Annotated in this window: 23 protein-coding genes; 19 read left to right on the forward strand and 4 right to left on the reverse strand. The window is 41.4% G+C overall.

What is annotated here, in order from left to right; all coding sequences use genetic code 11:
- Positions 1 to 91 precede the first annotated feature (91 nt).
- Positions 92 to 808, reverse strand: coding sequence for a GntR family transcriptional regulator (locus HT721_RS06825; protein WP_001007208.1), 717 nt, complete (start codon positions 806 to 808; stop codon positions 92 to 94).
- Between the two features lie 347 nt (positions 809 to 1,155).
- Between HT721_RS06825 and HT721_RS06830 the strand changes: the two genes are divergently transcribed.
- The 9 genes from HT721_RS06830 (at position 1,156) to HT721_RS06870 (ending at position 12,526) form a co-directional block, all read left to right on the forward strand.
- Entirely contained in the window at positions 1,156 to 2,943 is a 1,788-nt protein-coding gene (locus HT721_RS06830; RefSeq protein ID WP_173213935.1) for a beta-galactosidase, read from the forward strand.
- Complete coding sequence (locus HT721_RS06835) at positions 2,940 to 3,416, forward strand: PTS system mannose/fructose/N-acetylgalactosamine-transporter subunit IIB (RefSeq protein WP_050289171.1); 477 nt, start codon at positions 2,940 to 2,942, stop codon at positions 3,414 to 3,416. The genes HT721_RS06830 and HT721_RS06835 overlap by 4 nt, the downstream gene beginning before the upstream one ends.
- 27 nt (positions 3,417 to 3,443) lie before the next feature.
- Complete coding sequence (locus HT721_RS06840) at positions 3,444 to 4,349, forward strand: PTS mannose/fructose/sorbose/N-acetylgalactosamine transporter subunit IIC (protein ID WP_000617004.1); 906 nt, start codon at positions 3,444 to 3,446, stop codon at positions 4,347 to 4,349.
- On the forward strand, positions 4,336 to 5,151 hold the full coding sequence (locus tag HT721_RS06845) for a PTS system mannose/fructose/sorbose family transporter subunit IID (protein WP_050235419.1): 816 nt from the start codon (positions 4,336 to 4,338) through the stop codon (positions 5,149 to 5,151). The genes HT721_RS06840 and HT721_RS06845 overlap by 14 nt, the downstream gene beginning before the upstream one ends.
- Positions 5,152 to 5,157: 6 nt before the next feature.
- Entirely contained in the window at positions 5,158 to 5,562 is a 405-nt protein-coding gene (locus HT721_RS06850; protein ID WP_078706327.1) for a PTS sugar transporter subunit IIA, read from the forward strand.
- A gap of 361 nt (positions 5,563 to 5,923) precedes the next feature.
- On the forward strand, positions 5,924 to 7,090 hold the full coding sequence (locus tag HT721_RS06855) for an SIS domain-containing protein (protein WP_173213931.1): 1,167 nt from the start codon (positions 5,924 to 5,926) through the stop codon (positions 7,088 to 7,090).
- Positions 7,091 to 7,206: 116 nt separating this feature from the next.
- Positions 7,207 to 8,244 (forward strand): aldose epimerase family protein, encoded by a 1,038-nt coding sequence (locus HT721_RS06860; RefSeq protein ID WP_173213929.1) that lies wholly within the window; start codon positions 7,207 to 7,209, stop codon positions 8,242 to 8,244.
- Positions 8,245 to 8,373: 129 nt separating this feature from the next.
- Positions 8,374 to 9,561: a CAP domain-containing protein gene (locus tag HT721_RS06865; protein ID WP_173213927.1), complete on the forward strand. Its 1,188-nt coding sequence runs from the start codon at positions 8,374 to 8,376 to the stop codon at positions 9,559 to 9,561.
- 601 nt (positions 9,562 to 10,162) lie between these two features.
- Entirely contained in the window at positions 10,163 to 12,526 is a 2,364-nt protein-coding gene (locus HT721_RS06870) for a cell surface protein (protein ID WP_173229379.1), read from the forward strand.
- A gap of 226 nt (positions 12,527 to 12,752) precedes the next feature.
- Here the strand turns inward: HT721_RS06870 and HT721_RS06875 are convergent, their stop codons facing one another.
- A complete protein-coding gene (locus tag HT721_RS06875; protein ID WP_173213925.1) occupies positions 12,753 to 13,436 on the reverse strand; it encodes a DUF4956 domain-containing protein in 684 nt (227 codons plus the stop codon).
- Entirely contained in the window at positions 13,429 to 14,205 is a 777-nt protein-coding gene (locus HT721_RS06880; protein WP_173213923.1) for a polyphosphate polymerase domain-containing protein, read from the reverse strand. Before HT721_RS06880 ends, HT721_RS06875 begins: the two co-directional genes overlap by 8 nt.
- 229 nt (positions 14,206 to 14,434) lie before the next feature.
- Between HT721_RS06880 and HT721_RS06885 the strand changes: the two genes are divergently transcribed.
- From HT721_RS06885 to HT721_RS06895, 3 genes are all read left to right on the forward strand, one after another.
- Positions 14,435 to 15,667 (forward strand): carbohydrate-binding domain-containing protein, encoded by a 1,233-nt coding sequence (locus HT721_RS06885; RefSeq protein ID WP_173213921.1) that lies wholly within the window; start codon positions 14,435 to 14,437, stop codon positions 15,665 to 15,667.
- A 240-nt stretch (positions 15,668 to 15,907) separates the two neighbouring features.
- Complete coding sequence (locus HT721_RS06890; protein WP_173213919.1) at positions 15,908 to 16,762, forward strand: VOC family protein; 855 nt, start codon at positions 15,908 to 15,910, stop codon at positions 16,760 to 16,762.
- A gap of 102 nt (positions 16,763 to 16,864) precedes the next feature.
- Positions 16,865 to 17,422 carry a sugar O-acetyltransferase gene (locus HT721_RS06895; RefSeq protein WP_173213917.1) on the forward strand — a complete coding sequence of 186 codons (558 nt, stop codon included), beginning with the start codon at positions 16,865 to 16,867 and terminating at the stop codon, positions 17,420 to 17,422.
- Here HT721_RS06895 and HT721_RS06900 read toward each other — a convergent pair.
- Complete coding sequence (locus HT721_RS06900) at positions 17,400 to 17,615, reverse strand: hypothetical protein (protein ID WP_173229381.1); 216 nt, start codon at positions 17,613 to 17,615, stop codon at positions 17,400 to 17,402. The genes HT721_RS06895 and HT721_RS06900 overlap by 23 nt on opposite strands.
- Before the next feature lie 464 nt (positions 17,616 to 18,079).
- On the opposite strand from HT721_RS06900, the gene HT721_RS06905 reads away from it, so the two are divergent.
- The 7 genes from HT721_RS06905 to HT721_RS06935 form a co-directional block, all read left to right on the forward strand.
- Positions 18,080 to 18,844, forward strand: a complete 765-nt coding sequence (locus HT721_RS06905) for a nucleoside phosphorylase (protein ID WP_173213914.1) — start codon at positions 18,080 to 18,082, stop codon at positions 18,842 to 18,844.
- A gap of 33 nt (positions 18,845 to 18,877) precedes the next feature.
- A complete protein-coding gene (locus tag HT721_RS06910) occupies positions 18,878 to 20,257 on the forward strand; it encodes a potassium transporter TrkG (protein ID WP_173213912.1) in 1,380 nt (459 codons plus the stop codon).
- Between the two features lie 13 nt (positions 20,258 to 20,270).
- Positions 20,271 to 20,936: a TrkA family potassium uptake protein gene (locus HT721_RS06915; protein ID WP_050082205.1), complete on the forward strand. Its 666-nt coding sequence runs from the start codon at positions 20,271 to 20,273 to the stop codon at positions 20,934 to 20,936.
- A gap of 271 nt (positions 20,937 to 21,207) precedes the next feature.
- Positions 21,208 to 22,224 carry a glycosyltransferase family 2 protein gene (locus tag HT721_RS06920; RefSeq protein WP_173213910.1) on the forward strand — a complete coding sequence of 339 codons (1,017 nt, stop codon included), beginning with the start codon at positions 21,208 to 21,210 and terminating at the stop codon, positions 22,222 to 22,224.
- Positions 22,225 to 22,339: 115 nt separating this feature from the next.
- Positions 22,340 to 24,583, forward strand: a complete 2,244-nt coding sequence (locus HT721_RS06925; protein WP_173213908.1) for a PavB family fibronectin-binding SSURE repeat adhesin — start codon at positions 22,340 to 22,342, stop codon at positions 24,581 to 24,583.
- Positions 24,584 to 24,749: 166 nt separating this feature from the next.
- Positions 24,750 to 25,448, forward strand: coding sequence for a response regulator transcription factor (locus tag HT721_RS06930; protein ID WP_173213906.1), 699 nt, complete (start codon positions 24,750 to 24,752; stop codon positions 25,446 to 25,448).
- Positions 25,445 to 26,497 (forward strand): HAMP domain-containing sensor histidine kinase (locus HT721_RS06935; protein WP_173229383.1); only part of this gene is annotated, 1,053 nt, incomplete at its 3' end. The genes HT721_RS06930 and HT721_RS06935, both read left to right, overlap by 4 nt.

Genomic DNA, 26,497 nt, shown 5'->3' on the forward strand with positions numbered 1-26,497 from the left:
CCTAATCGATTTGTCCATATTCTATTTCAATCTACTATGTCATATAATAAGCATAGAAAAAAGCCCAAGCGATTAGGCTCAGGCTTTCTTCTTAGTGATCACGGTCACATGAGATGAATTTAATCTTGTAGTAATCCGCTCGTTTATAAGTTTCGCTGTATGCGAGAACTTGGCCAGTGGATTCTAACTTAGTAGTCTTGGTTTGTAAAACGGTTGGGAATTGCTCATCGACTCCGAGGACCGAAGCCGCATGTTCTGGAGTTGGAAATGTTATTTCATTGATTTCTTCAAAATGTTCATCATTCATATGAATGTGGTAATCCAATTTGAAACGGTTATAGATAGAGCTATAATATTCAAGATTTGGATAATTTGCGTTGATGTATTGTTCTGGAATGTAAGATGTGTGGTAGATGTATACGACACCATTCGTTGCGCGTATACGTTCAATCTTGTAGTAGAACTGGTCACCGCGTAGCCCAAGTTTTTCTAAGTAGTTTAATTTGTTTCCGCGCTCAATAGAAAGGACGGTAACTTTATCATCTTTAGTTTCAAAAACTTCTACATCCGAAAACTCTACAAGCTTGTGTTTGCGTGCACGTGAAACGAAGGTTCCTTTTCCTTGTTGGCGGACAATATATCCATCTTTAGCAAGGTCGTTTAAGGCGCGGACAACTGTGATAGAACTGACATCGTACATTGAAATGAGTTCTGCTTCAGTGTAAAATTTATCTCCACTGCTAAACTGCCCAGAGATGATTTTATTTTTTAATTCGTCTTTTATGTATTGATATTTGGGAATTGCCATATTTTTACCTCTATTTTCCTTCTCCATAGAAAATTTTACCATAAAAGCGAAAAAAATAGTAGTCTTTTGAATAAAAAATTAGAATAATAGTTTGAAAAATTAAGCTATATAGGGATTGCTCGTATTTTATAAATGTATTTTATACAAAATTATTTTAGGTTCTATATTCTGAATGTAAAGAGCGTTTGAAATGGGTCTGAAAATGTTTGAAACTAATTGAACGTGTGTATAATAGTAAAATTCTAGCAAATATTCCGACAATTTCTATTGACAATTCAAACAGATTGGTTTATAATTGCTATAACAACAAATGAAAGCGTAAACTTTCGCGGTCAGAAGGTAGTTTTATGACACGATTTGAGATACGAGATGATTTCTATCTCGATGGAAAATCATTTAAGATTTTATCTGGCGCCATTCATTATTTTAGGGTTCCTCCAGAAGATTGGTATCATTCGCTCTATAACTTGAAGGCTCTTGGCTTTAATACGGTAGAGACTTATGTTGCTTGGAATTTACACGAGCCTCGTGAGGGCGAGTTTAACTTTGAAGGGGCTCTGGATTTGGAGAGGTTTCTTCAGACAGCACAAGATTTGGGTCTCTACGCTATCGTTCGTCCGTCACCCTTCATCTGTGCGGAGTGGGAATTCGGTGGTTTGCCGGCTTGGCTCTTAACCAAAGACATGAGGATTCGTTCTTCAGATCCTGCCTATATTGAGGCTGTCGGTCGCTATTATGATCAGCTCTTACCACGATTGGTTCCACATCTGTTGGACAATGGTGGCAATATCCTCATGATGCAGGTTGAAAATGAGTATGGTTCTTACGGAGAAGATAAGGCTTACCTGAGAGCCATTCGACAGCTGATGGAAGAGCGTGGCGTAACCTGTCCTCTCTTTACATCAGATGGTCCTTGGAGAGCTACTCTAAAAGCGGGAACCTTAATTGAAGATGATCTCTTTGTAACAGGCAACTTTGGTTCTAAGGCACCTTACAACTTTTCACAGATGCAGGAATTCTTTGATGAACATGGCAAGAAATGGCCGCTCATGTGTATGGAGTTCTGGGATGGCTGGTTCAATCGTTGGAAAGAACCGATTATCACACGGGATCCTAAGGAATTGGCAGATGCAGTTCGAGAGGTTTTGGAGCAAGGTTCCATCAATCTTTACATGTTCCACGGTGGTACAAACTTTGGCTTCATGAATGGTTGCTCAGCTCGAGGAACCTTGGACCTGCCACAAGTTACATCTTATGATTACGATGCCCTTCTGGATGAAGAAGGAAATCCAACTGCCAAATATCTGGCAGTCAAGAAGATGATGGCAACACATTTTCCAGAGTATCCGCAGTTGGAACCCCTCTACAAAGAGAGTATGGAGTTGGATGCTATTCCACTGGTTGAAAAAGTTTCCTTGTTTGAAACCTTGGATAGCTTGTCAAGTCCAGTAGAAAGTCTCTATCCTAAAAAGATGGAGGAGTTGGGACAAAGCTATGGCTACCTACTCTATCGAACAGAAACAAACTGGGATGCAGAAGAAGAAAGACTTCGTATCATTGATGGTCGAGATAGGGCTCAGCTGTATGTCGATGATCAATGGGTCAAAACCCAATATCAGACAGAGATTGGGGAAGATATTTTTTATCAAGGCGAAAAGAAAGCGTTATCTAGGATTGATGTCTTGATAGAAAATATGGGGCGTGTCAACTATGGTCATAAGTTCTTAGCGGATACGCAACGTAAGGGAATTCGGACAGGGGTTTGTAAGGATTTGCACTTCTTACTAAACTGGAAACACTATCCACTCCCACTAGATAATCCTGAGAAAATTGATTTTTCAAAAGGATGGACTCAAGGACAACCAGCCTTTTACGCTTATGACTTTACAGTCCAAGAGCCAAAAGATACTTACCTAGACTTGTCTGAGTTTGGTAAGGGAGTTGCCTTTGTCAATGGGCAGAATCTAGGACGTTTTTGGAACGTCGGCCCGACCCTCTCGCTTTATATCCCTCATAGCTATCTCAAGGAAGGTGATAACCGCATCATCATCTTTGAAACAGAAGGTCAATATAAAGAAGAGATTCATTTAACTCGTAAACCTACACTAAAACATATAAAGGGGGAAAACTTATGACAATTGTAGGATGCCGTATCGATGGACGTTTGATCCACGGACAAGTAGCCAATCTTTGGGCTGGGAAACTAAATGTTTCACGTATTATGGTTGTAGATAACGAAGTTGTCAACAATGACGTTGAAAAGAGTGGTTTGAAACTTGCGACACCACCAGGTGTAAAATTGAGTATTTTGCCAGTTGAGAAAGCCGCAGCCAATATTCTTGCTGGTAAATACGATAGCCAACGTCTCTTTATCGTGGCTCGTAAGCCAGACCGCTTCCTTGGTTTGGTAGAAGCAGGTGTACCACTTGAAACCCTAAATGTTGGGAATATGTCTCAAACACCAGAAACTCGTTCTATTACACGTTCTATCAACGTAGTGGACAAGGATGTGGAAGATTTCCACAAACTGGCAGAAAAAGGTGTTAAACTTACTGCTCAAATGGTTCCAAATGATCCAATTTCAGACTTTTTGAGCTTATTAAAATAGGAAAAAAATTTTTAGGAGGTCATTGTTATGATACAATGGTGGCAAATTTTACTTCTCACTTTGTACTCAGCTTATCAAATCTGTGATGAGTTGACGATCGTTTCATCTGCAGGTTCCCCTGTATTTGCTGGTTTCATTACTGGTTTAATCATGGGAGATGTGACTACCGGTTTGCTTATCGGTGGTAACTTGCAACTGTTCGTTCTTGGGGTTGGTACCTTCGGTGGTGCTTCTCGTATCGACGCAACTTCTGGTGCGGTTCTTGCGACAGCCTTCTCTGTTTCACAAGGAATTGATGCACCGCTTGCAATTACTACAATCGCTGTACCAGTAGCAGCTCTCTTGACTTACTTCGACGTTCTTGGTCGTATGACTACTACCTTCTTCGCTCACCGTGTGGATGCTGCAATCGAACGCTATGACTATAAAGGTATTGAACGCAACTACCTGCTTGGTGCGATTCCTTGGGCTCTATCTCGTGCCCTTCCAGTCTTCTTTGCGCTTGCTTTTGGTGGTGCCTTTGTACAACATGTAGTAGACTTAGTGACAGAATACCAATGGATTGCAGATGGTTTGACACTCGCAGGACGTATGCTTCCAGGTCTTGGATTTGCAATCTTGCTTCGTTACCTTCCAGTTAAACGTAACCTTCACTACCTTGCTATGGGATTTGGTTTGACAGCTATGTTGACTGTTCTTTACTCATATGTAACAGGTCTTGGTGGCGCTGTTGCTGGTATCGTAGGTACTCTTCCTGCTGAAGTTGCTGAAAAAATTGGTTTCGTGAACAACTTCAAAGGTTTGTCTATGATTGGTATTTCTATCGTAGGTATCTTCCTTGCAGTGCTTCACTTCAAAAATAGCCAAAAAGTAGCTGTAGCAGCACCTTCTACACCATCAGAAAGTGGGGAAATCGAAGATGACGAATTCTAATTACAAACTAACAAAAGAAGATTTTAATCAAATCAACAAACGTAGCTTGTTTACTTTCCAATTAGGTTGGAACTACGAACGTATGCAAGCTTCTGGTTACCTTTATATGATCTTGCCTCAATTGCGTAAAATGTATGGGGATGGAACTCCTGAATTGAAAGAAATGATGAAAGTTCATACTCAATTCTTCAATACTTCACCATTCTTCCATACCATTATCGCTGGTTTTGACCTTGCCATGGAAGAAAAAGATGGTGTGGGTTCAAAAGACGCCGTTAACGGTATCAAGACAGGTTTGATGGGACCATTTGCTCCTCTTGGAGATACAATCTTTGGTTCACTTGTACCTGCTATCATGGGGTCAGTCGCAGCAACTATGGCTATCGCTGGCCAACCTTGGGGTATCTTCCTTTGGATTGCAGTTGCAGTAGCGTATGACATCTTCCGTTGGAAACAGTTGGAATTTGCCTACAAAGAAGGGGTTAACCTTATCAACAACATGCAAAGTACCTTGACAGCTTTGATTGACGCTGCATCTGTACTTGGTGTCTTCATGATGGGTGCTCTTGTAGCAACAATGATCAACTTTGAAATTTCTTACAAGTTGCCAATCGGTGAAAAGATGATTGATTTCCAAGACATCTTGAACCAAATCTTCCCACGTTTGCTTCCAGCAATCTTTACTGCCTTTATCTTCTGGTTGCTTGGTAAGAAAGGTATGACTTCTACTAAAGCTATCGGTATCATTATCGCTCTTGCAGTAGGTCTTTCTGCCCTTGGTCACTTTGCATTTGGAATGTAATTCCTTATGACCAAATCATTAATTTTGGTGAGCCATGGTCGCTTCTGTGAGGAGCTTAAAGGTAGCACAGAAATGATTATGGGCCCACAAGACAACATTTACACAGTAGCTCTTCTTCCAGAAGATGGGCCAGAAGAATTTACTGCAAAATTTGAAGCTGCTATTGAAGGATTGGATGATTTTCTAGTCTTTGCGGATCTTCTCGGTGGAACACCATGTAACGTGGTAAGCCGTTTGATTATGGAAGGTCGTGACATCGAACTTTACGCAGGGATGAATCTTCCAATGGTGATTGAATTTATCAATGCGAGCCTTACAGGCGCAGATGCGGACTATAAGAACCGTGCTGCAGAAAGCATTGTGAAAGTCAATGACCTGTTAGCGGGCTTCGATGATGACGAAGATGAATAATACTCTTCGAAAATCTCTTCAAACCATACTAGTGTCTCCTTGCCGTAGGTATGGTTACTGACTTCGTTAGTTCTATCCACAACCTCAAAACAGTGTTTTGAGCAGCCTGCGGCTAGTTTCCTAGTTTGCTCTTTGATTTTCATTGAGTATACGATGTGACAGCGTGAAAATCACAGGGAAAATAGGCGATAGGAGGATGGAGCGATGCTCCGACGATAATCGGTCTTTTTCCCAAAGATTTTAGTTGGAACTCGATTCAATTCATGTGACAACGTGAACATCGTCAGAATAACTGATATAGAATATACATGGGAATGGGGCTTACTCCCATTCCCATCTTTAATAGAAAAAGAGGAACTCAATGCTACATTATACAAAAGAAGACTTACTCGAATTGGGTGCAGAAATCACTACACGTGAAATTTACCAACAGCCTGATGTATGGAAAGAAGCTTTTGAATCTTATCAAGCACAAGGTGAAGAAATTGCAGCCTTTCTACAAGGGATTGCGGATAAACATGACTATATCAAGGTTATCTTGACAGGTGCGGGGACTTCTGCTTATGTGGGAGATACCTTGGTACCTTACTTTAAGGAAGTCTATGACGAACGCAAATGGAATTTCAATGCTATTGCGACAACAGATATCGTTGCCAATCCAGAAACCTATTTGAAAAAAGATGTGGCAACTGTCCTTGTTTCCTTTGCCCGTAGTGGAAATTCGCCTGAAAGTGTGGCGACTGTTGATTTGGCAAAAGCCTTGGTGGATGAGCTTTACCAAGTGACGATTACTTGTGCAGCAGATGGTAAATTGGCTCTTCAAGCTCATGGAGATGAGCGCAATCTCTTGCTTTTGCAACCAGCTGCCTCTAATGATGCTGGCTTTGCCATGACTTCTAGCTTTACCTCTATGATGTTGACAGCTCTTTTGGTCTTTGATCCTACAGAATTTGCTGTGAAAGCTGAACGTTTTGAAGTTGTATCTAGTCTTGCCCGTAAAGTTTTAGACAATGCAGAAGATGTCAAAGAACTTGTTGACCTAGACTTTAACCGTGTCATCTATCTAGGCGCTGGTCCTTTCTTTGGGCTTGCTCATGAAGCTCAGCTCAAGATTTTGGAATTAACAGCTGGCCAAGTGGCGACCATGTATGAAAGTCCAGTCGGCTTCCGTCACGGTCCAAAATCTCTTATCAACGAAAATACAGTTGTTTTGCTCTTTGGTACAACAACAGACTACACTCGCAAGTACGACTTGGACTTGGTTCGTGAAGTTGCTGGTGATCAGATTGCTCGCCGTGTTGTGCTTTTGAGTGATCAAGCCTTTGGTCTTGAAAATGTCAAAGAAGTTGCCCTTGGTTGTGGCGGTGTCTTGAATGATATTTACCGTGTCTTCCCTTACATCGTTTATGCCCAACTCTTTGCCCTATTGACTTCACTCAAGGTAGAAAATAAACCAGACACACCATCACCTACTGGTACAGTAAACCGTGTGGTACAAGGTGTTATCATCCACGAATATCAAAAGTAATACTGCGTTTATAGATTCTTGATAAAGGGGTTTGTAAATCATACAAGTAAACCATAGATTGTCAAGGTGCTTTCTATGGTTTGTTTGCTTGGGAGAAATAGTAAAAGGAGAACAGAATGAAAGCATATACAGAGCGTGTATTTGGAAATGTTGAGGGCAAGGATGTCTTGGCCTATCGTTTTGAGACGAACGGTGGCTACCAACTTGAGGTCATGACTTATGGTGCGACCATCCTGCGCTATGTCACACCTGACAAGGCTGGAAATTTTGCCAATGTTATTTTGGGTTTTGATGATTTTGATAGCTATGTAGGCAATAGTCCCAAGCATGGAGCTAGCGTAGGTCCTGTGGCGGGCCGTATTGCAGGTGCGACCTTTGAGCTGAATAGCAAGACCTATCATCTGGAAGTCAACAATGCTAGCAACTGTAACCACAGTGGTTCAACTGGTTGGGATTCCAGCTTGTTTGAACGAGTTGAAGTGAGCGACCATGGCTTGACCCTCTACACAGAGCGTACAGATGGGACAGGAGGATTTCCCGGCAATCTCAAAATCTGGATCAGCTATCACTTGGAAGAAACTGGTGCCTATGAAATCAGCTACAAGGTAACAACAGATCAGGATACGCTGGTCAATCCAACCAACCACAGCTATTTCAACTTGTCTGGTGATTTCACGCAGACCATTGACCGCCATGTCTTCCAACTAAACACAGAGGGCATTTATCCAATCGCTCCCGACGGTGTTCCAGCCAAAACTCCAGATGCCAATCGTGATGTGGTCAAACACATCTACAATGGTGCCTTGTTGAAGGATATCTTTGCAGAAGAAGATGAGCAAATCCAGCTGGTATCTGGTTTGGATCATCCATTTGCCCTTCCTGCAGGTCATGATAATGCTGGTTTCCTTTATGACCAAAACTCAGGTCGCTTCCTGCTCTTCAAGACAGAGGCTCCTTGCTTTGTAGTCTACACAGCAAACTTTGTGGATGAGAGTGTCATCATAAGAGGTCAGCCAATGGTACAGCACAATGGGATTGCCCTTGAAGCGCAAGCTTTACCAGATGCCATTCACAGTAACCTCAAAGACCAAGTCATTCTCAAAGCCGGTCAAATCTTTACAAGTAAGACACGTTATGAGCTTGTTGTGAAATAAAAGAATCATTGCGCCTACTTTTGGGATTTAGGAATAGGTAAGCAAAGACAAATAGTAGGAAAATATGATATAATTAGGTGTTAAAAAGTATTTATCAAGATACGATTCAAAAGATATAAGGAGTAAACAATGAAGAAAATTGTATTTGCTAGTGCCTTGGCTTTGACCTTGGCAGGAGCAGTTTTGACAAATGATGTTTTTGCGAATGACAGATTGGTGGCAACGCAATCTGCTGATGGTAATGTATTGACCTCAGAGGTGCTAAAACCTTCTAGTGGCAATGTTTTGGTTGGAATCAAGGGAGAATTTTTGCCTCCTCATCAACAATCTATTTTAGATGCTATCAATAAAATTCGTAAAGAAGCAGCCGACGAAGGTTTGGTAGATAAGTATGTTCCTGTCAAATGGTCAGTTGACCATGAAAAAACGGCTTTTGTACGCGCTGCTGAGGTATCTGTTGCGCTGAAGGCTGAACGTCTTTCCAGCAAAAACAACTGGACTGCCTTTCCATCTGGTAATAGCCTAAGTGGAGAAGCTTTAGATTTGAATCCTGATGGATTTCTAAAAGCAATTGAAAACTGGCATGCTGAAAAGGCGCAATATGTGGCGAAAAAGAAAGATAAAACATCAAAAGAATTTTCATCTTATTATGAGAACTTGATTAACCCTAAATTTACCCATGTGGGTCTTGCTGCTTTTAAAAATGCAGCTAGTCCTCAGAAGGCAGCAACGGTTGCTCTGGCTTTAGGAACTACGACTTCTTCAGAGGAATTAGCTGGTGGATATGGTTCTGCTGTTCAGTACACAGAAGTGACTGCCTCAAACCTTTCAACAGTTAAAAGTAAAGCAATGGTTGTAGAAACACCGCTGAAAGATTTCAGAAAATCTACGTCTGATCAGTCTGGCTGGGTGCAGTCTAATGGCAAGTGGTATTTTTATGAGTCTGGTGATGTGAAGACAGGCTGGTTGAAAACAGGTGGTCAATGGTACTACTTGAATGACCTAGGTGTCATGCAGACTGGATTTGTAGAAGTTGATGGATCGGTGTATTATCTAAGTAACTCAGGCGCTATGTTTACAGGCTGGGGAACAGATGGTAGCAGATGGTTCTACTTTGATAGCTCAGGAGCTATGAAAACAGGCTGGTACAAGGAAAATGGTACCTGGTATTACCTTGATGAAGAAGGGATCATGAAGACGGGTTGGTTTAAAGTAGGTCAACACTGGTACTATGCAAATGGTTCAGGCGCTTTGGCTGTTAGCACAACAACACCAGATGGTTACCGTGTAAATGGTAATGGTGAATGGGTAAACTAGAATGAAGATAGTAAGTCATAGGTAAAGTATTCATCTTACTTAGTAAAAAGAATGAACGATAAGAAAGAGGTTGATGGCAAACATTGGCCTCTTTTTTTGGAGTGTTTAGAGTCAGTTGCTATTCACTGAAAATAAGGACGAGTCATCGCTGGAGTATTCCTAATTCAAAAATCAAGCTTGAACATTTGCTTTTGGTATCTGTTTATTTCTGGAATGTGAGCTTTATACTCTTCGAAAATCTCTTCAAACCACGTCAGCTTCGCCTTGGTGTAGGTATATGTTACTGACTTCGNNAGTGTTTTGAGCAACCTACGATTCGCTTCCTAGTTTGCTTTTTGATTTTCATTGAGTCTCATCTGCAATAGAAAAGCAGTGTGAGAAGCAAATACACACCAGAATAAAAGAGAAACTCTAGGAAAGAAAATGTAAAGAAATATCAAAGTTTTCAAAACGATTTTCATAAAAACTTTGATAAAACAAATAAAATCCCGAACAAAAATGTAACAAAAATTTAATATAAAACACTTGACAAAGATTTGTGGGGGGGGGTATACTTAATATAGGCATAGTCTGAAAATGATTATCAGAAAAGAGGTAAATGATGAATAAGAAAAAAATGATTTTAACAAGTCTAGCCAGCGTCGCTATCTTAGGGGCTGGTTTTGTTGCGTCTCAGCCTACTGTTGTAAGAGCAGAAGACGCTCCACAAGCTGTCGAACAATCTTTATCAGAGAAGCAACGAGAATTCTTATCTAATTTTGATAAAGCTGCAGAAGCTATAGTTAAAGAATTAGAAGAATATTTAGAGAATGCAAAAGGAGATCCAGAATTAGAAAAACAAATTCAAGGGTTTATTGATGAATTTAAAAAACGAACTGAAGCTCAGAAGGCTGACTATGAAAAACGCTTCAAAGAAGGTCTAACTGTAGAAAAGGCTGAAGAAGAAGTAGAAGAAAAAGCTAAAGAAGAGGAAGTTGCAGAAGAAAAAGAAGCTAAGGAAGAAGCAGCTGCTCAAAAAGAATTCTTATCTAATTTTGATAAAGCTGCAGAAGCTATAGTTAAAGAATTAAAAGAAGATTTAGACAATGCAAAAGAAAATCCAGAATTACAAAACCAAATTCAAGGGTTTATTGATGAATTTGAAAAACGAACTAAGGCCCAGAAGGCTGACTATGAAAAACGCTTCAAAGAAGGTCTAACTGCAGAAGACGCTGAAGAAGCAATAGATGAAGCTAATAAAAAAGCTGCAGAAGAAGCTGCAGAAAAAGCTAAGGAAGAAGCAGCTGCTCAAAAAGAATTCTTATCTAATTTTGATAAAGCTGCAGAAGCTACAGTTAAAGAATTAAAAGAATATTTAGACAATGCAAAAGAAGATCCAGAATTACAAAACCAAATTCAAGGGTTTATTGATGAATTTAAAAAACGAACTAAAGCTCAGAAAGCTGACTATGAAGAACGCTTCAAAAAAGGTCTAACTGCAGAAGATGCTGAAGAAGAAATAGAAGCAAAAGCTAAAGAAGAGGAAGTAGCAGAGGAACAAGAAGCTAAGGAAGAAGCAGCTGCTCAAAAAGAATTTTTAGCTAATTTTGACAAGGCATTAAAGGATACGATTGCAAAATTAGAAGAAGATGCAAAAAATAATCCTGAAATAGAAGAACAAATTCAAGATACGATTGCAAAATTAAAAGCAGAAGCAGATAAAACAAAAGCTAAAATCGTAGAAGGTTTCAAACAAGGCTTAACTGCAGAAGACGCTGAAAAAGCAATCGATGATGCAAATAAAAAGTCAGCAGAAAAAGAGAAAGCGGCTCAGGAAGAATTTTTAGCAAACTATGATGCAGCATTGAAAGCAGCAATCGCAGAATTAGAAAAAGCTGAAACTAATAGTCCAGAAGAAGCAAAAGCAAAAGCTGATACAATTGCAGCATTAAAAGCAGCATCAGATGAAACAAGAAAACAAATTGTAGAAGGCTTCAAAAAAGGCTTAACTGCAAAACAAGCTGAAAAATTTATCGATGAATTAAATAAGAAAGCTGCAGAAGAAGATAAAGCTAAAGAAAAACCAGCGGAAAAACCAGCGGAAAAACCGGCGGAGAAACCAGCAGAAAAACCGGCGGAGAAACCAGCAGAAAAACCAGTGGAAAAACCGGCAGAGAAACCAGCGGAAAAACCAGCGGAGAAACCAGCAGAAAAACCGGCGGAGAAACCAGCAGAAAAACCAGCAGAAAAACCAGCGGAAAAACCGGCAGAAAAACCGGCGGAGAAACCAGCAGAAAAACCAGCGGAAAAACCGGCGGAAAAACCAGCTGAAACTCCAGCAGAAAAACCAGCGGAAAAACCGGCGGAAAAACCAGCTGAAACTCCAGCACAACCTTCTGTTCCTGCAAGACCATCTAATCCGACATATGTCCCTTCATACTCATCATATGTTCCATCATACAGCTCATATTCTGTAGTAGAACCAGCTAAACCAGCCGCTCCAAAAACAGGTTGGAAACAAGAAAATGGTATGTGGTACTTCTACAATACTGATGGTTCAATGGCGACAGGATGGCTACAAGACAACGGTTCATGGTACTACCTAAACGCTAATGGTGCTATGGTAACAGGTTGGCTCCAAAACAATGGCTCATGGTACTACCTCAACGCTAATGGTGCTATGGCGACAGGATGGCTCCAATACAATGGTTCATGGTACTACCTCAACGCTAACGGCGCTATGGCAACAGGTTGGGCTAAAGTCAACGGTTCATGGTACTACCTAAATGCTAACGGTTCAATGGCAACAGGTTGGGTGAAAGATGGAGATACCTGGTACTATCTTGAAGCATCAGGTGCTATGAAAGCAAGCCAATGGTTCAAAGTATCAGACAAATGGTACTATGTCAATGGCTCAGGTGCCCTTGCAGTCAACACAACTGTAGAGGGCTATAGAGTCAATGCTAATGGTGAATGGGTAAACTAAACCTAATATAACTAGTTAATATTGACTTCCTGTAAGAACTCTTTAAAGTATTCCCTACAAATACCATATCCTTCCAGTAGACAATATACTCTTGTAGGAAGTTTAGATTAAAAAATAACTCTGTAATCTCTAGCCGGATTTATGGCGCTAGAGACTACGGAGTTTTTTTGATTGGTAAAGAATGGCGGCACTCAAGAGATTCTTAGTTTGCTATTTGATTTGAAAATTACAAATTCTTTCTCTTCTTGGCATTCTTGGTCAGGGAAACCTGGTAAGTATCTTGTTCTTTAGTGAGGTAATTGATGATTTGGAAATCATTAGTTTGAGCCTTGAAATCCACTTCGTAGACAGTGGTGACTTGTTCTCCATCATTGCTGGTATCAATGGAGATGAGGTCTAACTCAGTACAGAATTGTGATAGCCCAGATTGGATAGTTTGGAGTTGATTTTCTTGGTTGGCGATTGTGATAGTTAATAGTCTGCGACGTTGGTGGTTGCTCTTGCTTTGTTGTTTTTCTAAAAGAAGCCATACTGCTAAGATAAAGACGGTGAAGAGAACAGCTAAGGCTAGGTAGCCTGTCCCTGCCGCCAGCCCGATAATCATGGCAAGAAAGATAGCAATTAGTTCCCGTGAGCCACTGGTGGCTGAACGGAAACGAATGAGGCTAAAGGTTCCTGCAACAGCGATAGAGGTTCCTAAGCTGCCATTTACCAGAAAGATGACCAAGGTCATCAAGCAGGGGAGTAGGGTCAAACTAACCGCAAATTCCCGTGTATAGAGGGTACGGTGTTTGTAGGCCCAGGTCAGAGCCAAACCTAAAATCAGGCTGACCAAGAGAGCTAGAAAGAGCTGGATGGGATTGGCAGTAGCAGTTGTGTCGTTGAAAATAGAGTTGAAAAGATTAGACATAAGTAGTACCTACACTTTCTGTGCTTGGTCGTGGGTTATAGTCCAGCCCTTGAGACTTGTGGTAGGCGCAGCTATATTTTGAAAATTTCTGTTCTACCAGTCCATATTGGTCGAGAATATCTTGTAGCCATTGGGGTTTTCTGCCCGGTGCTTTGATTTCCATGATAACAATGTCCTCGCTTAGTAGAGGGAAACCGTCCTTTCCTGAAAATAAACTGATATTATTATTACGATAGGTTAGATTTTGGTCAATGGTGACACGAATTTTATTGTAGGGGAATCCGCTAATTTCTTTCTTTTCCTTGAGAGAAAAACGGTCGTAGTAGATATACATACGAGGGATGATGGCTTTCTGATATTCCTCTTGGAGTTGTTGAATTTTTTCAATCATCATTCGATCCTTGATACTGCTATCCAGCTGTCCCTTGGTCATAAACTGGGTGATAGACTGGGGAGTCGATAAGAGACGATATTTTAGCCCGACACCAGCTCTGTCCTTAGATTTGATTTCTAAAAACACCTGACTATTAGGCTGGACTTGACTGAGATAGGTTCGCATCCGAATCTTTTCTTTGCGCTTAGTATATTGGCTATCATTCTGAATCATATCAAATTGCTCTGTATCAAAGTAGATGTTGGAAATGGTCGAAGTTGGATAATCATCCTCGACGAGATATATTTTTAAGTCCTCTATTAAATTAGCCAAGTCAGCTTTGGTAACGACATATTTGGTTTCAATTCGTTTAAAGCTTGTTTCAATTGGCTTCATAAATCTTGTCTCCTTTATCAAACTATTTCAGTACACTATCTTATTAGCAGATAGGTGTGTCTGGGCAAGTTGAACTTGCTTGTAATTAGTCTATGGAATTTTCCTAAAACTTTTGTTAAAGATAACTTAACTGAAACTGAACTTAAGAAAACTTTCAGAAAAAGTTTAGATTTTTTTCAGACTTACCCTGTAAACTAAGGTCAAGCTAAATGAAGGCGAGGAAAAAAGTATGAAATCAAAAAAATGGACTCTAATCTTAACCAGTTTAACAGCTTTGACCTTGATGACAGCTTGTGGGCAGTCAACGACCAAGTCAAGTACAACTGCAGCGGCAGATACCACTGCTATCACAACTTCAGCTAAAAACAGTCAATCTTCTTATTTTACAGAAAAGGACTACGACACTTCTTATGATGAAAGCACTGCTTCTAAGATTGAATTGTCTGGTTCATCTGCAAACGTCTCTGGAGATGGTGTGACAGTTTCTGGCTCAACGGTGACCATCTCAAAAGCAGGTACTTATGTCATTTCTGGTCAGTCTGACGGAGTGCAAATTAAAATCGCAGCTGATAAGTCTGATGATGTGAAACTTGTCCTAAAAGGCGCGACCATGACCAATACAGATGCGGCTATTTCGGCTACAAGCGCAGGTCATGTCTACCTCACTCTAGCAGAGGGAACCACCAACAGTCTCTCTGACTCAAGCTCTAACAGTGATGAAAAGGCAAATACCGCTCTCTTTTCTAAGGTTGATTTGACCATCAATGGTTCAGGGACTCTTACTGTAGATGGCAAGAAAAGCAATGCTATCAAGGCAAATGATACGCTTCACATCACTGGTGGAACCTTTAACATCACATCAGTAGGAGATGCCTTTAATGTCAATGATGAACTCAACATCACTGGTACGACCATGACGATCGATGCCAAGGAAGATGGTGTTAAAGTTGATAATGATGACGATATGACTGTCGGAAATATGTATTTGGCGAACAATACCATAACAGTCACAGCAGGCGATGACGGCATTCACGCTTCTGGCAACCTAGTGATTGATAGTGGTACTTACACCGTCAAGAATTCCACAGAAGGAATTGAAGGGAAAGCCATTACGATCAATGGTGGAGATATCAATGTCTACTCGACAGATGATGGGGTCAATGCAGCCAATAAAAATGCCCAGCAAAGCGACATTTACTTTACCATGACAGGTGGAAATCTAACTGTAGAAGTTGGTCAAGGGGACACAGATCCAATTGACTCAAACGGGAATATCACGGTCACAGGCGGAACCATTAAATTGATAGGACAATCAGGCTTTGACTTTGATGGAACAGCAACCTACACAGGTGGGGATATCTACATCAACGGCGAAAAACAAACAGATATTGTCAATTCTATGCCTGGAGGCGGAGGTCCGAATGGAGGTCCTGGCGGTCCAGCCCCTGGCGGACGAGGATAAACACAAACGATGCTGGGCAAGAAGTCTTTGAAATCAGAAAAACGCATAGTATCAGGTCAGAGAAACCTTGGTACTATGCGTTTTATTGTGGGGAGATTTACTTCATTTTCTCCTGAAGTCGACTTTTTGCCCAACCTCGTTTGGTCCTGCTATTTGAGTTGTTCTACTTGACTCCAAGTAAAAAAGGAGTATAATGTTGTAATGAATAAAGTTACAATAAAAAGAGCAAAGGAGAAATAGGTGACCTACGCATACAATAGTAAGATTTATTTGGCAGAGGCAGTTTTAAATGTAAAGGATGTGGTGAGTCAGACTGCCTTCTATCATCAGATTCTAGGCTTGGAGATCCTTTCTCAGACAGAATCTGAAAGTATTTTAGGAGCTGGTGGAAAGGCTTTGGTTCATTTACTGAAAACAGACAGGCTAGAGGAGGTGCAAGATCACTATGGTCTCTATCATCTAGCTATCCTTTTACCAAGTCGTGAGGATTTGGCAAATCTGTTTAAGCATATAGCAGAGCTGCAAATTCAGCTAGTCGGTGGGGCGGATCATGGCTACAGTGAAGCAATCTATCTGGAAGATTTAGAAGGGAACGGGATTGAAATTTATCGTGATAAGCCTATAGAGGACTGGGATATTCGTGAGGATGGGCGCATTGTCGGAGTAACCGAAGCCTTATCTGCTCAAGAAATATATGAGATGGGACGTAAAGTAGAACCTTTTGAGATAGTCTCTACTACGCGCATGGGGCATATCCATCTTTCTGTCAAGGATAGTCAAGTAGCAAGCCGGTTTTATCAAAAGGTTTTAGGACTAGAGGATAAATTTAGTCTACCTAGCGCTAGTTGGATTGCGTCTGGGGATTATCATCATCATTTAGCGGTCAACGAGTGGGGAAGAAAAAGGCTAGCCAGACGTGAACAAGGTTTACCCGGCTTGGCCTACTATGTCATTGAAGTCGCAAGCAAAGAAGAATTTCTAGCAATTGCCGAAAGAGGACAGGAAGTTGAAGCGTCTATCAAGTGGCTGACATCAACTCAGTTGGAAGTGACAGACCCAGACGGAATCGTGACGCGTATCCGCTTAGCTAGATAGGATGTGATAAAGACCAGAGCATAGATTGTATAAAATGCTCCTTATCCTAGTCAGATATGTAGAAAATTTGATATGATAGTAGGGAATAAGGAGAAGAACACAATGACTAGTGAATACCAGAAAATGATTGCAGGAGAGGTTTACCGTCCATCGGACCCAGAATTGCGGGCCTTGGCTCAGGCTTCTCGCCAAAAGCAGGCTGCTTTTAATAAGGAAGAAGATCCCTTGAAGGGAGCTGAAATCATTAAGGCTTGGTTTGGCTCAACTGGGCAAAATCTTTATATCAATACTCGCTTGATGGTGGACTACGGTGTCAATATCCATCTAGGGGAAAATTTTTATTCTAACTGGAACTTGACCATGCTGGATGTCTGCCCTATTCGTATCGGGGACAATGCCATGATTGGTCCCAACTGTCAGTTCCTGACTCCACTTCATCCGCTGGATCCACATGAGCGTAATTCAGGTATTGAGTACGGTAAGCCTATCACAATCGGAGACAATTTCTGGGCTGGTGGTGGCGTCATTGTCCTGCCTGGAGTCACACTTGGAAATAATGTCGTCGCAGGAGCAGGGGCAGTGATTACCAAGTCCTTTGGGGACAATGTTGTATTAGCTGGCAACCCTGCGCGCGTGATTAAGGAGATATCTGTGGAATAGAAGTAAAAAGGAACAGCGGGTGTTGTTTTTTTCTATCATTCTCTTGTTCTTCAATAATGGAGAAAAAGGGAGTGGAGATAAAAACTTCTTCTACATTTTTACCCGGTTCACATTCACCTACTCTATATCTTAGCAAGTCTGCTTCATTAAGCAATTGCAAAGCATCTTGTAATTGGGATGCTTTTTGATACAAGAAGTATTAGTGTAGGAGAGAGTTTTTGTGGATGACTAGATGATATCAATGATTTTTCTATTTATTTTCAGTCAAAGATGATACAATAGTAAGGTCGCAAACACTAGACTGCGCAGGCAGGAGGTGATCTTATGTGCGTTTTCATCGAACTTGTCTTGCTACCTATTCTTGCTGGTACACTAGCGAATGTCTTATCGGAGTGGCTTATCCGATTTGTAGCAAGCAAATGCGACAAGAAAAAGAAATAGCCTGAGCGCCTTGAGCAAGCGCAAAAAAACACCACTGGCGGCAACCGGTGGTGTTTTCTTATATGCTTATTTCATCGAACTTTTAAGCAAGTCCATTGTACCATTAAAAAGAGTCTCTGTCAAAAATATTGTTATTGTATTGTTTTTATTCTCAGCCTCCTCCTTGACATTCGGTCAGCTTTTGATACAATAGTACAAAATTAGAGGAGGTAGACTATGATTCAGAAGCATGCGATTCCTATTTTAGAGTTTGATGACAATCCTCAGGCGGTTATCATGCCCAATCACGAGAGATTGGATTTGCAGTTGCCCAAGAAGTGTGTTTATGCTTTTTTAGGTGAGGAGATTGACCGCTATGCGAGGGAAGTAGGGGCGGACAGTGTTGGTGAGTTCGTTTCTGCCACCAAGACCTATCCAGTCTACGTCATCAACTACAAAGGCGAGGAGATTTGTCTGGCTCAGGCTCCTGTCGGTTCAGCTCCAGCAGCCCAGTTTATGGATTGGTTGATTGGCTATGGTGTGGAGCAGATTATTTCCACAGGTACCTGTGGTGTGCTAGCCGATATAGAGGAAAATGCCTTTCTAGTCCCTGTTCGCGCTCTGCGAGATGAAGGAGCCAGTTACCACTATGTGGCACCTTCTCGTTATATGGAAATGCAGCCAGAGGCTATTGCTGCCATTGAGCGAGTTTTGGAAGTCAGAGGGATTCCCTATGAAGAAGTTATGACCTGGACGACAGATGGTTTTTACCGAGAAACGGCTGAAAAGGTGGCTTATCGTAAGGAAGAAAGCTGTGCTGTTGTGGAGATGGAGTGTGCTGCGCTTGCGGCAGTAGCTCAATTGCGTGGGGTTCTCTGGGGTGAATTGTTGTTCACAGCAGATTCCCTAGCTGACTTGGACCAGTACGATAGTCGTGACTGGGGCTCGGAAGCTTTTGATAAGGCCTTGGAACTCTGCCTTGAGATATCCTTTCAGATATAGCTACTCTCCTACTTTTTATGGTACAATGGATGTATGTTATTTAAATTATCTAAGGAAAAAATAAAGCTAGGCTTATCTCGTTTGTCGCCTGCTCGTCGTATTTTTTTGAGTTTCGCCTTGGTTATTTTACTAGGCTCTCTTCTTTTGAGCTTGCCTTTTGTGCAAGTGCCTAGCTCTCGAGCGACTTATTTTGACCATCTCTTTACAACTGTATCCATGGTCTGTGTGACAGGTCTTTTTACCCAGCCTGTCGCTGATACCTACAATATTTGGGGTCAGCTCATTTGTATGTTCTTGATTCAGATTGGTGGTCTGGGGCTCATGACCTTTATTGGGGTTTTCTATATCCAGAGCAAGCAAAAGCTTAGTCTTCGTAGCCGTACAACTATTCAGGATAGTTTTAGTTATGGAGAGACTCGATCTTTGAGAAAGTTTGTCTATTCTATTTTTCTCACGACTTTTTTGGTTGAGGGTTTGGGAGCTCTATTCCTCAGTTTTCGTTTTGTTCCTCAACTTGGCTGGGGGCGCGGTCTCTTTAGTGCTATTTTTCTAGCTATATCCGCCTTCTGTAATGCCGGTTTTGATAATTTTGGAAGTACGAGCTTGATTGCTTTTCAGACTGATCCCTTGGTCAATCTGGTCATCGCAGGCTTGATTATCACAGGTGGTCTTGGATTTATGGTCTGGTTTGACCTTGCTACGCATATAGGGAAAAAGAAAAAAGGGCGCCTGCATTTTCACACCAAACTGGTTTTATTACTGACGGTGGGGCTACTAGCTTTTGGGACGGTGAGCAGTCTCGTTCTTGAATGGAACAATGCAGGGACGATTGGCAATCTCCCTGTTGCAGATAAGGTCTTGGTCAGCTTTTTCCAAACTGTCAGCATGAGAACGGCTGGTTTTGGGACAATTGATTACAGCATGGCTCGTCCTGTTACCTTATTGATTTATATCTTGCAGATGTTTCTAGGTGGGGCTCCAGGAGGAACAGCTGGGGGGCTCAAGATTACCACATTTTTTGTCCTCTTGGTCTTTGCACGAAGTGAGCTTCTAGGCTTACCTCATGCCAATATCGCTCGACGGACGATTGCGCCGCGAACGGTTCAAAAATCCTTTAGTGTCTTTATTATCTTTTTGATGACCTTCTTGCTGGGCTTGATTTTACTAGGGATGACAGCCAAGGGAAATCCTCCCTTTATCCACCTCATATTTGAAACCATTTCTGCTCTTGGGACAGTCGGAGTGACGGCAAATTTAACTCCAGATTTAGGGAAATTAGCTCTAAGTGTGATTATGGTTCTCATGTTTATCGGACGAATTGGTCCCTTGACTCTGCTGGTCAGCCTAGCAGATTACCATCCAGAAAAGAAAGATATGATTCACTATATGAAAGCAGATATTAGTATTGGTTAAGAAAGGAAAGAGCATGTCAGATCGTACGATTGGAATTTTAGGCTTGGGAATTTTTGGAAGTAGTGTCCTAGCTGCCCTAGCCAAGCAGGATATGAATATTATCGCTATTGATGACCACGCAGAGCGCATCAATCAGTTTGAGCCAGTTTTGGCGCGTGGAGTGATTGGTGACATCACAGATGAAGAATTATTGAGATCAGCAGGGATTGATACCTGCGATACCGTTGTAGTCGCGACAGGTGAAAATCTGGAGTCGAGTGTGCTTGCGGTTATGCACTGTAAGAGTTTGGGGGTACCGACTGTTATTGCTAAGGTCAAAAGTCAGACTGCTAAGAAAGTGCTGGAAAAGATTGGAGCTGACTCGGTTATCTCGCCAGAGTATGAAATGGGGCAGTCCCTAGCACAGACCATTCTTTTCCATAATAGTGTTGATGTCTTTCAGTTGGATAAAAATGTCTCTATTGTGGAGATGAAAATTCCTCAGTCTTGGGCAGGTCAAAGTCTGAGTAAATTAGACCTTCGTGGCAAATACAATCTGAATATTTTGGGCTTCCGAGAGCAGGAAAATTCCCCATTGGATGTTGAATTTGGACCAGATGACCTTTTGAAGGCAGATACCTATATTTTGGCGGTCATCAACAACCAGTATTTGGATACCCTAGCAGCATTGAATTCGTAAAAGAGGAAGCTCTCCTCTTTTTTGATGCCCAAGATAGCAAAGAGAGACAGAAGCCTTGTATTCTAGTAAAAGTTCTTCAAAGGCTGAACTTTATGGTAAAATAGAAAGAAGTGACAAGAGAGAGTAATACTCAATGAAAATCAAAGATCAAACTAGGAAACTAGCCGCAGGTTGCTCAAAACAGTGTTTTGAGGTTGCAGATAGGGTTGACGCGGTTTGAAGAGATTTTCGAAGAGTATAAGAAAAAATCAGTCCCCTAAAGGAGCAGATTATGAAGTTATTGTCTATCGCCATTCCTAGCTATAATGCAGCAGTCTATCTTCATTACTGTGTGGAGTCGTTAGTGATTGGTGGTGAGCAAGTTGAGATTTTGATTATCAATGACGGGTCTCAGGACCAGACTCAGGAAATCGCTGAGCGTTTAGCTAGCAAGTATCCTAACCTCGTTAGAGCCATCTATCAGGAAAATAAAGGCCATGGAGGTGCTGTCAATCGCGGCTTGGCGGAGGCTTCTGGGCGCTATTTTAAAGTAGTTGATAGTGATGACTGGGTGGATCCTCGTGCTTATTTGAAAATTCTTGAAACCTTGCAGGAACTTGAGAGCAAGGGTCAAGAGGTTGACGCCTTTGTGACTAATTTTGTCTATGAAAAGGAAGGTCAGTCTCGTAAGAAGAGTATGAGTTACGAGTCAGTCTTGCCTGTCCAGCAGATTTTTGGCTGGGATCAGGTCGGAAATTTCTCAAAAGGCCAGTATATCATGATGCACTCGCTGATTTACCGGACAGATTTGTTGCGAGCGAGCCAGTTCCAATTGCCTGAGCATACTTTTTATGTCGATAATCTTTTTGTCTTTACACCCCTTCAGCAGGTCAAAACCATGTACTATCTACCTGTCGATTTCTATCGTTATTTGATTGGGCGTGAGGACCAGTCTGTCAATGAGCAAGTGATGATTAAGCGCATTGATCAGCAACTGAAAGTCAATCGACTCTTGGTAGACCAGCTTGATTTATCCCAAGTGAGTCACCCCAAAATGCGAGAATATTTGCTGAATCATATTGAGATTACGACGGTGATTTCCAGTGCCCTGCTCAACCGAGCAGGCACAGCAGAGCATCTTGCCAAAAAACGGGAGCTGTGGACCTATATTCAGCAGGAAAATCCAGAGGTTTTTCAGGCTATCCGCAAGACCATGCTCAGCCGTTTGACCAAACATTCTGTCTTGCCAGCTCGCAAACTGTCCAATGTTGTCTATCAAATCACCAAATCTGTTTATGGATTTAATTGATATAAGTATTTTATAAGAGGGATTTAAGAAAAATTTTAACTTTTTCTTAGTCCTTTTTAATTTTAGGAGATTATACTAGAGTCATCAAATAAAGAAAAACTCTAAGGAGAATCCTATGAAATTCAATCCAAATCAAAGATATACTCGTTGGTCTATTCGCCGTCTTAGTGTCGGTGTTGCCTCAGTTGTTGTAGCCAGTGGCTTTTTTGTCCTAGTTGGTCAGCCAAGTTCTGTACGTGCCGATGGGCTCAATCCAACCCCTGCTCAAGTCTTACCTGAAGGGGAATCGGTAACGAAAGAGGGTGACTTAGCAGAAACTCAGGGAGACACCGTTCTTGCTGAAGCGAAACCTGAGGCCGTTGCTGGAAATACGAATTCACTTCCGACAACTACAGAAGGAACTGAAGTGAGCGAGGAAACAAGCCCTTCTCGTCTGGATACACTTTTTGAAAAAGGTGAAGAAGCTCAAGAAAATCCAGAGCTAACAGATGTCTTAAAAGACGCTGTAGATACAGATGATGTGGCAGGGACACAAGCAACTCCAGAAGATATTGAAAAAGCTGTCGATAAGGATGTTAAAGACAGTATTGATGTCCCAGCGGGCTACCTAGAACAAGCCAAAGTTCCCGGTCCTTTCTTGGCTGGTGTAAACAAACCACTTAAATATGAACTTTTCGCAGGCGATGGTATGTTGACTCGTCTCTTGCTCAAAGCATCTGACAAGGCTCCATGGTCAGATAACGGTGTCGCTCAAAACGAGAAAATTCCACCAGTGAAAAATTTACCTGATGACAAGTATTACTATCAAGTATCTTTGAATGGTAACACCACAGGTAAGCAGGGTCAGGATTTATTAGATACACTTCGTACTAATGGTACAAATACCTATGTAGCTACCCTAACTGTCTATGAAGCAGCCGGAGATAAACCTGATTTGACTAAGGTTGTCAAGGAACGTAAAGTAAATATTACCTTGAACGGTCTTGTAACAAGAAGCGATGTTAACTCTGCAGTTGAAAACAACGTTAAAGACAGTATTGATGTTCCTGCTGCTTATCTTGAAAAAGCTGAAGGAAAAGGTCCTTTCACAGCCGGTGTAAACCAAGTAATTCCTTATGAACTATTCGCTGGTGATGGTATGTTGACTCGTCTCTTGCTCAAAGCTTCTGATAAGGCTCCTTGGTCTGATAATGGTGTAGCTAAAAATCCTGCTTTATCTCCATTAGGAGAAAACGTGAAAACCAAAGGTCAATACTTCTATGAAGTAGACTTAAATGGCAATACTGTTGGTAAACAAGGTCAAGCTTTAATTGATCAGCTTCGTGCTAATGGTACTCAAACTTATAAAGCTACTGTTAAAGTTTACGGAAATAAAGACGGTAAAGCTGACTTGACTAATCTAGTTGCTACTAAAAATGTAGACATCAACATCAATGGATTAGTTGCTAAAGAAACTGTCGAAAAAGCTGTTAAAGATAACATTAAAGACAGTATCGATGTTCCTGCTGCTTATCTTGAAAAAGCTGAAGGAAAAGGTCCATTCACAGCCGGTGTAAACCAAGTAATTCCTTATGAACTATTCGCTGGTGATGGTATGTTGACTCGTCTATTACTAAAAGCTTCTGACAAGGCTCCATGGTCTGATAATGGTGTAGCTAAAAATCCTGCTTTATCTCCATTAGGAGAAAATGTGAAAACAAAAGGTCAATATTTCTATGAAGTAGACTTAAATGGCAATACTGTTGGTAAACAAGGTCAAGCTTTAATCGATCAGCTTCGTGCTAATGGTACTCAGACTTACAATGCTACTGTTAAAGTTTACGGTAACAAAGATGGTAAAGCTGACTTGACAAATGTCGTAGCAACTAAACAAGTTACTATTAAGATAAATGTTAAAGAAACATCAGACACAGCGAATGGTTCTTTCTCACCTTCTAACTCTGGCTCTGGCGTGACTCCGATGAATCACAGTCATGCTACAGGTGCGACTCATCAAACAGCTACTGACCATAAGGACATGATGGCACCAGCCAAAGAGACTGATAAAGCAATGCCAGCAAATGACCAAATGGAAAAATCAGGTATGAAGACTGAGACTCCAGCTCCAGGTACTACAGATAGCATGCCTGCTGACACTATGACAAGCTCTACCAATACGATGGCAGGTGAAAACATGGCTGCTTCTGCTAACAAGATGTCTGATACGATGATGTCAGACAAGATGATGTCAGATGATAAAGCTATGCTACCAAATACTGGTGAAGCTCAAACATCAATGGCAAGTATTGGTTTCCTTGGGCTTGCACTTGCAGGTTTACTCGGTGGTCTAGGTTTGAAAAACAAAAAAGAAGAAAACTAATCAGCTAAGGAAATAAATGATGGATAGTGGGCTGACTAAGGCTAGTTTACCAACTCAATCAGCAATCAGGACTTTCTTTCAATAGCAGATTAAAATCATCGTAAAACAATAGAAATAGTGTTATACTTAAAGCAGTATAGCACTGTTTTTATCAAAGGAGAGACAGATGGGAAAGACAATTTTACTCGTTGACGACGAGGTAGAAATCACCGATATTCATCAGAGATACTTAATTCAGGCAGGTTATCAGGTCTTGGTAGCCCATGATGGACTGGAAGCGCTAGAGCTGTTCAAGAAAAAACCGATTGATTTGATTATCACAGATGTCATGATGCCTCGGATGGATGGTTATGATTTAATCAGTGAAGTTCAATACTTATCACCAGAGCAGCCTTTCCTATTTATTACTGCTAAGACCAGTGAACAGGACAAGATTTACGGTCTGAGCTTGGGAGCAGATGATTTTATTGCTAAGCCCTTTAGCCCTCGTGAGCTGGTTTTGCGGGTCCATAATATTTTGCGCCGCCTTCATCGTGGGGGCGAAACAGAGCTGATTTCCCTTGGTAATCTGAAAATGAATCATAGTAGTCATGAAGTTCAAATAGAAGAAGAAATGCTGGATTTGACTGTTAAATCATTTGAATTGCTGTGGATTTTAGCTAGCAATCCAGAGCGAGTTTTCTCCAAGACAGACCTCTATGAAAAGGTCTGGCAAGAAGACTATGTGGATGATACCAATACCTTGAATGTGCATATCCATGCTCTTCGACAGGAGTTGGCAAAATATAGTAGTGACCAAACGCCCACTATTAAGACCGTTTGGGGGTTGGGATATAAGATAGAGAAACCGAGAGGACAAACATGAAACTAAAAAGTTATATTTTGGTTGGATATATTATTTCAACCCTCTTAACCATTTTGGTTGTTTTTTGGGCTGTTCAAAAAATGCTGATTGAGAAAAGCGAGATTTACTTTTTGCTTGGGATGACCATCGTTGCCAGCCTTGTCGGTGCTGGGATTAGTCTCTTTCTCCTATCACCGGTCTTTACGTCGTTGGGCAAACTCAAGGAACATGCCAAGCGGGTAGCGGACAAGGATTTTCCTTCAAATCTGGAGGTTCAAGGCCCTTTAGAATTTCAACAATTAGGGCAAGCTTTTAATGAAATGTCCCATGATTTGCAGGCAAGCTTTGATTCCTTGGAAGAAAGCGAACGAGAAAAGGGCTTGATGATTGCTCAACTTTCGCATGATATTAAGACTCCCATCACTTCAATCCAAGCGACGGTAGAAGGGATTTTGGATGGGGTTATCAAGGAAGGAGAACAGGACCATTATCTAGCAACTATTGGGCGCCAGACGGAAAGACTCAATAAACTGGTTGAAGAGTTGAATTTTTTGACTCTAAATACAGCTAGAAATCAGGTAGAAACTACCAGCAAGGACAGTATTTTTCTGGACCAGCTCTTGATTGAGTGCATGAGTGAATTTCAGTTCTTGATTGAGCAAGAAAGAAGAGATGTCCACTTGCAGGTAATCCCAGAGTCTGCCCGGATTGAGGGAGATTATGCTAAGCTTTCTCGTATCTTGGTGAATCTGGTCAATAACGCTTTTAAATACTCTGCTCCAGGAACCAAGCTGGAAGTGGTGGCTAAGCTGGAGAAGAACCAGCTTTCAATCAGTGTGACGGATGAGGGACAGGGCATTGCCCCAGAGGATTTGGAGAATATTTTCAAACGCCTTTATCGTGTAGAGACTTCGCGTAATATGAAAACAGGTGGTCATGGCTTAGGTCTTGCGATTGCGCGTGAATTGGCCCATCAATTGGGTGGAGAAATCACAGTTACTAGCCAGTACGGCCTCGGAAGCACCTTTACCCTCCTTCTTAACCTCTCTGGGGTAAATTCCCAAACTAAG

Source organism: Streptococcus sp. 4094 (genome assembly GCF_013277125.1).
Taxonomy (GTDB): domain Bacteria; phylum Bacillota; class Bacilli; order Lactobacillales; family Streptococcaceae; genus Streptococcus.

Excerpts from the sequence above, each read along its gene's own strand:
- HT721_RS06925 (WP_173213908.1), top strand. The coding sequence starts at position 22,340 with ATGAAATTCAATCCAAATCAAAGATATACTCGTTGGTCTATTCGCCGT.
- HT721_RS06860 (WP_173213929.1), top strand. The coding sequence starts at position 7,207 with ATGAAAGCATATACAGAGCGTGTATTTGGAAATGTTGAGGGCAAGGAT.
- HT721_RS06880 (WP_173213923.1), bottom strand. The coding sequence starts at position 14,205 with ATGAAGCCAATTGAAACAAGCTTTAAACGAATTGAAACCAAATATGTC.
- HT721_RS06845 (WP_050235419.1), top strand. The coding sequence starts at position 4,336 with ATGACGAATTCTAATTACAAACTAACAAAAGAAGATTTTAATCAAATC.
- HT721_RS06850 (WP_078706327.1), top strand. The coding sequence starts at position 5,158 with ATGACCAAATCATTAATTTTGGTGAGCCATGGTCGCTTCTGTGAGGAG.
- HT721_RS06885 (WP_173213921.1), top strand. The coding sequence starts at position 14,435 with ATGAAATCAAAAAAATGGACTCTAATCTTAACCAGTTTAACAGCTTTG.
- HT721_RS06870 (WP_173229379.1), top strand. The coding sequence starts at position 10,163 with ATGAATAAGAAAAAAATGATTTTAACAAGTCTAGCCAGCGTCGCTATC.
- HT721_RS06920 (WP_173213910.1), top strand. The coding sequence starts at position 21,208 with ATGAAGTTATTGTCTATCGCCATTCCTAGCTATAATGCAGCAGTCTAT.
- HT721_RS06855 (WP_173213931.1), top strand. The coding sequence starts at position 5,924 with ATGCTACATTATACAAAAGAAGACTTACTCGAATTGGGTGCAGAAATC.
- HT721_RS06910 (WP_173213912.1), top strand. The coding sequence starts at position 18,878 with ATGTTATTTAAATTATCTAAGGAAAAAATAAAGCTAGGCTTATCTCGT.
- HT721_RS06915 (WP_050082205.1), top strand. The coding sequence starts at position 20,271 with ATGTCAGATCGTACGATTGGAATTTTAGGCTTGGGAATTTTTGGAAGT.
- HT721_RS06835 (WP_050289171.1), top strand. The coding sequence starts at position 2,940 with ATGACAATTGTAGGATGCCGTATCGATGGACGTTTGATCCACGGACAA.
- HT721_RS06930 (WP_173213906.1), top strand. The coding sequence starts at position 24,750 with ATGGGAAAGACAATTTTACTCGTTGACGACGAGGTAGAAATCACCGAT.
- HT721_RS06830 (WP_173213935.1), top strand. The coding sequence starts at position 1,156 with ATGACACGATTTGAGATACGAGATGATTTCTATCTCGATGGAAAATCA.
- HT721_RS06865 (WP_173213927.1), top strand. The coding sequence starts at position 8,374 with ATGAAGAAAATTGTATTTGCTAGTGCCTTGGCTTTGACCTTGGCAGGA.
- HT721_RS06825 (WP_001007208.1), bottom strand. The coding sequence starts at position 808 with ATGGCAATTCCCAAATATCAATACATAAAAGACGAATTAAAAAATAAA.
- HT721_RS06895 (WP_173213917.1), top strand. The coding sequence starts at position 16,865 with ATGACTAGTGAATACCAGAAAATGATTGCAGGAGAGGTTTACCGTCCA.
- HT721_RS06905 (WP_173213914.1), top strand. The coding sequence starts at position 18,080 with ATGATTCAGAAGCATGCGATTCCTATTTTAGAGTTTGATGACAATCCT.
- HT721_RS06840 (WP_000617004.1), top strand. The coding sequence starts at position 3,444 with ATGATACAATGGTGGCAAATTTTACTTCTCACTTTGTACTCAGCTTAT.
- HT721_RS06875 (WP_173213925.1), bottom strand. The coding sequence starts at position 13,436 with ATGTCTAATCTTTTCAACTCTATTTTCAACGACACAACTGCTACTGCC.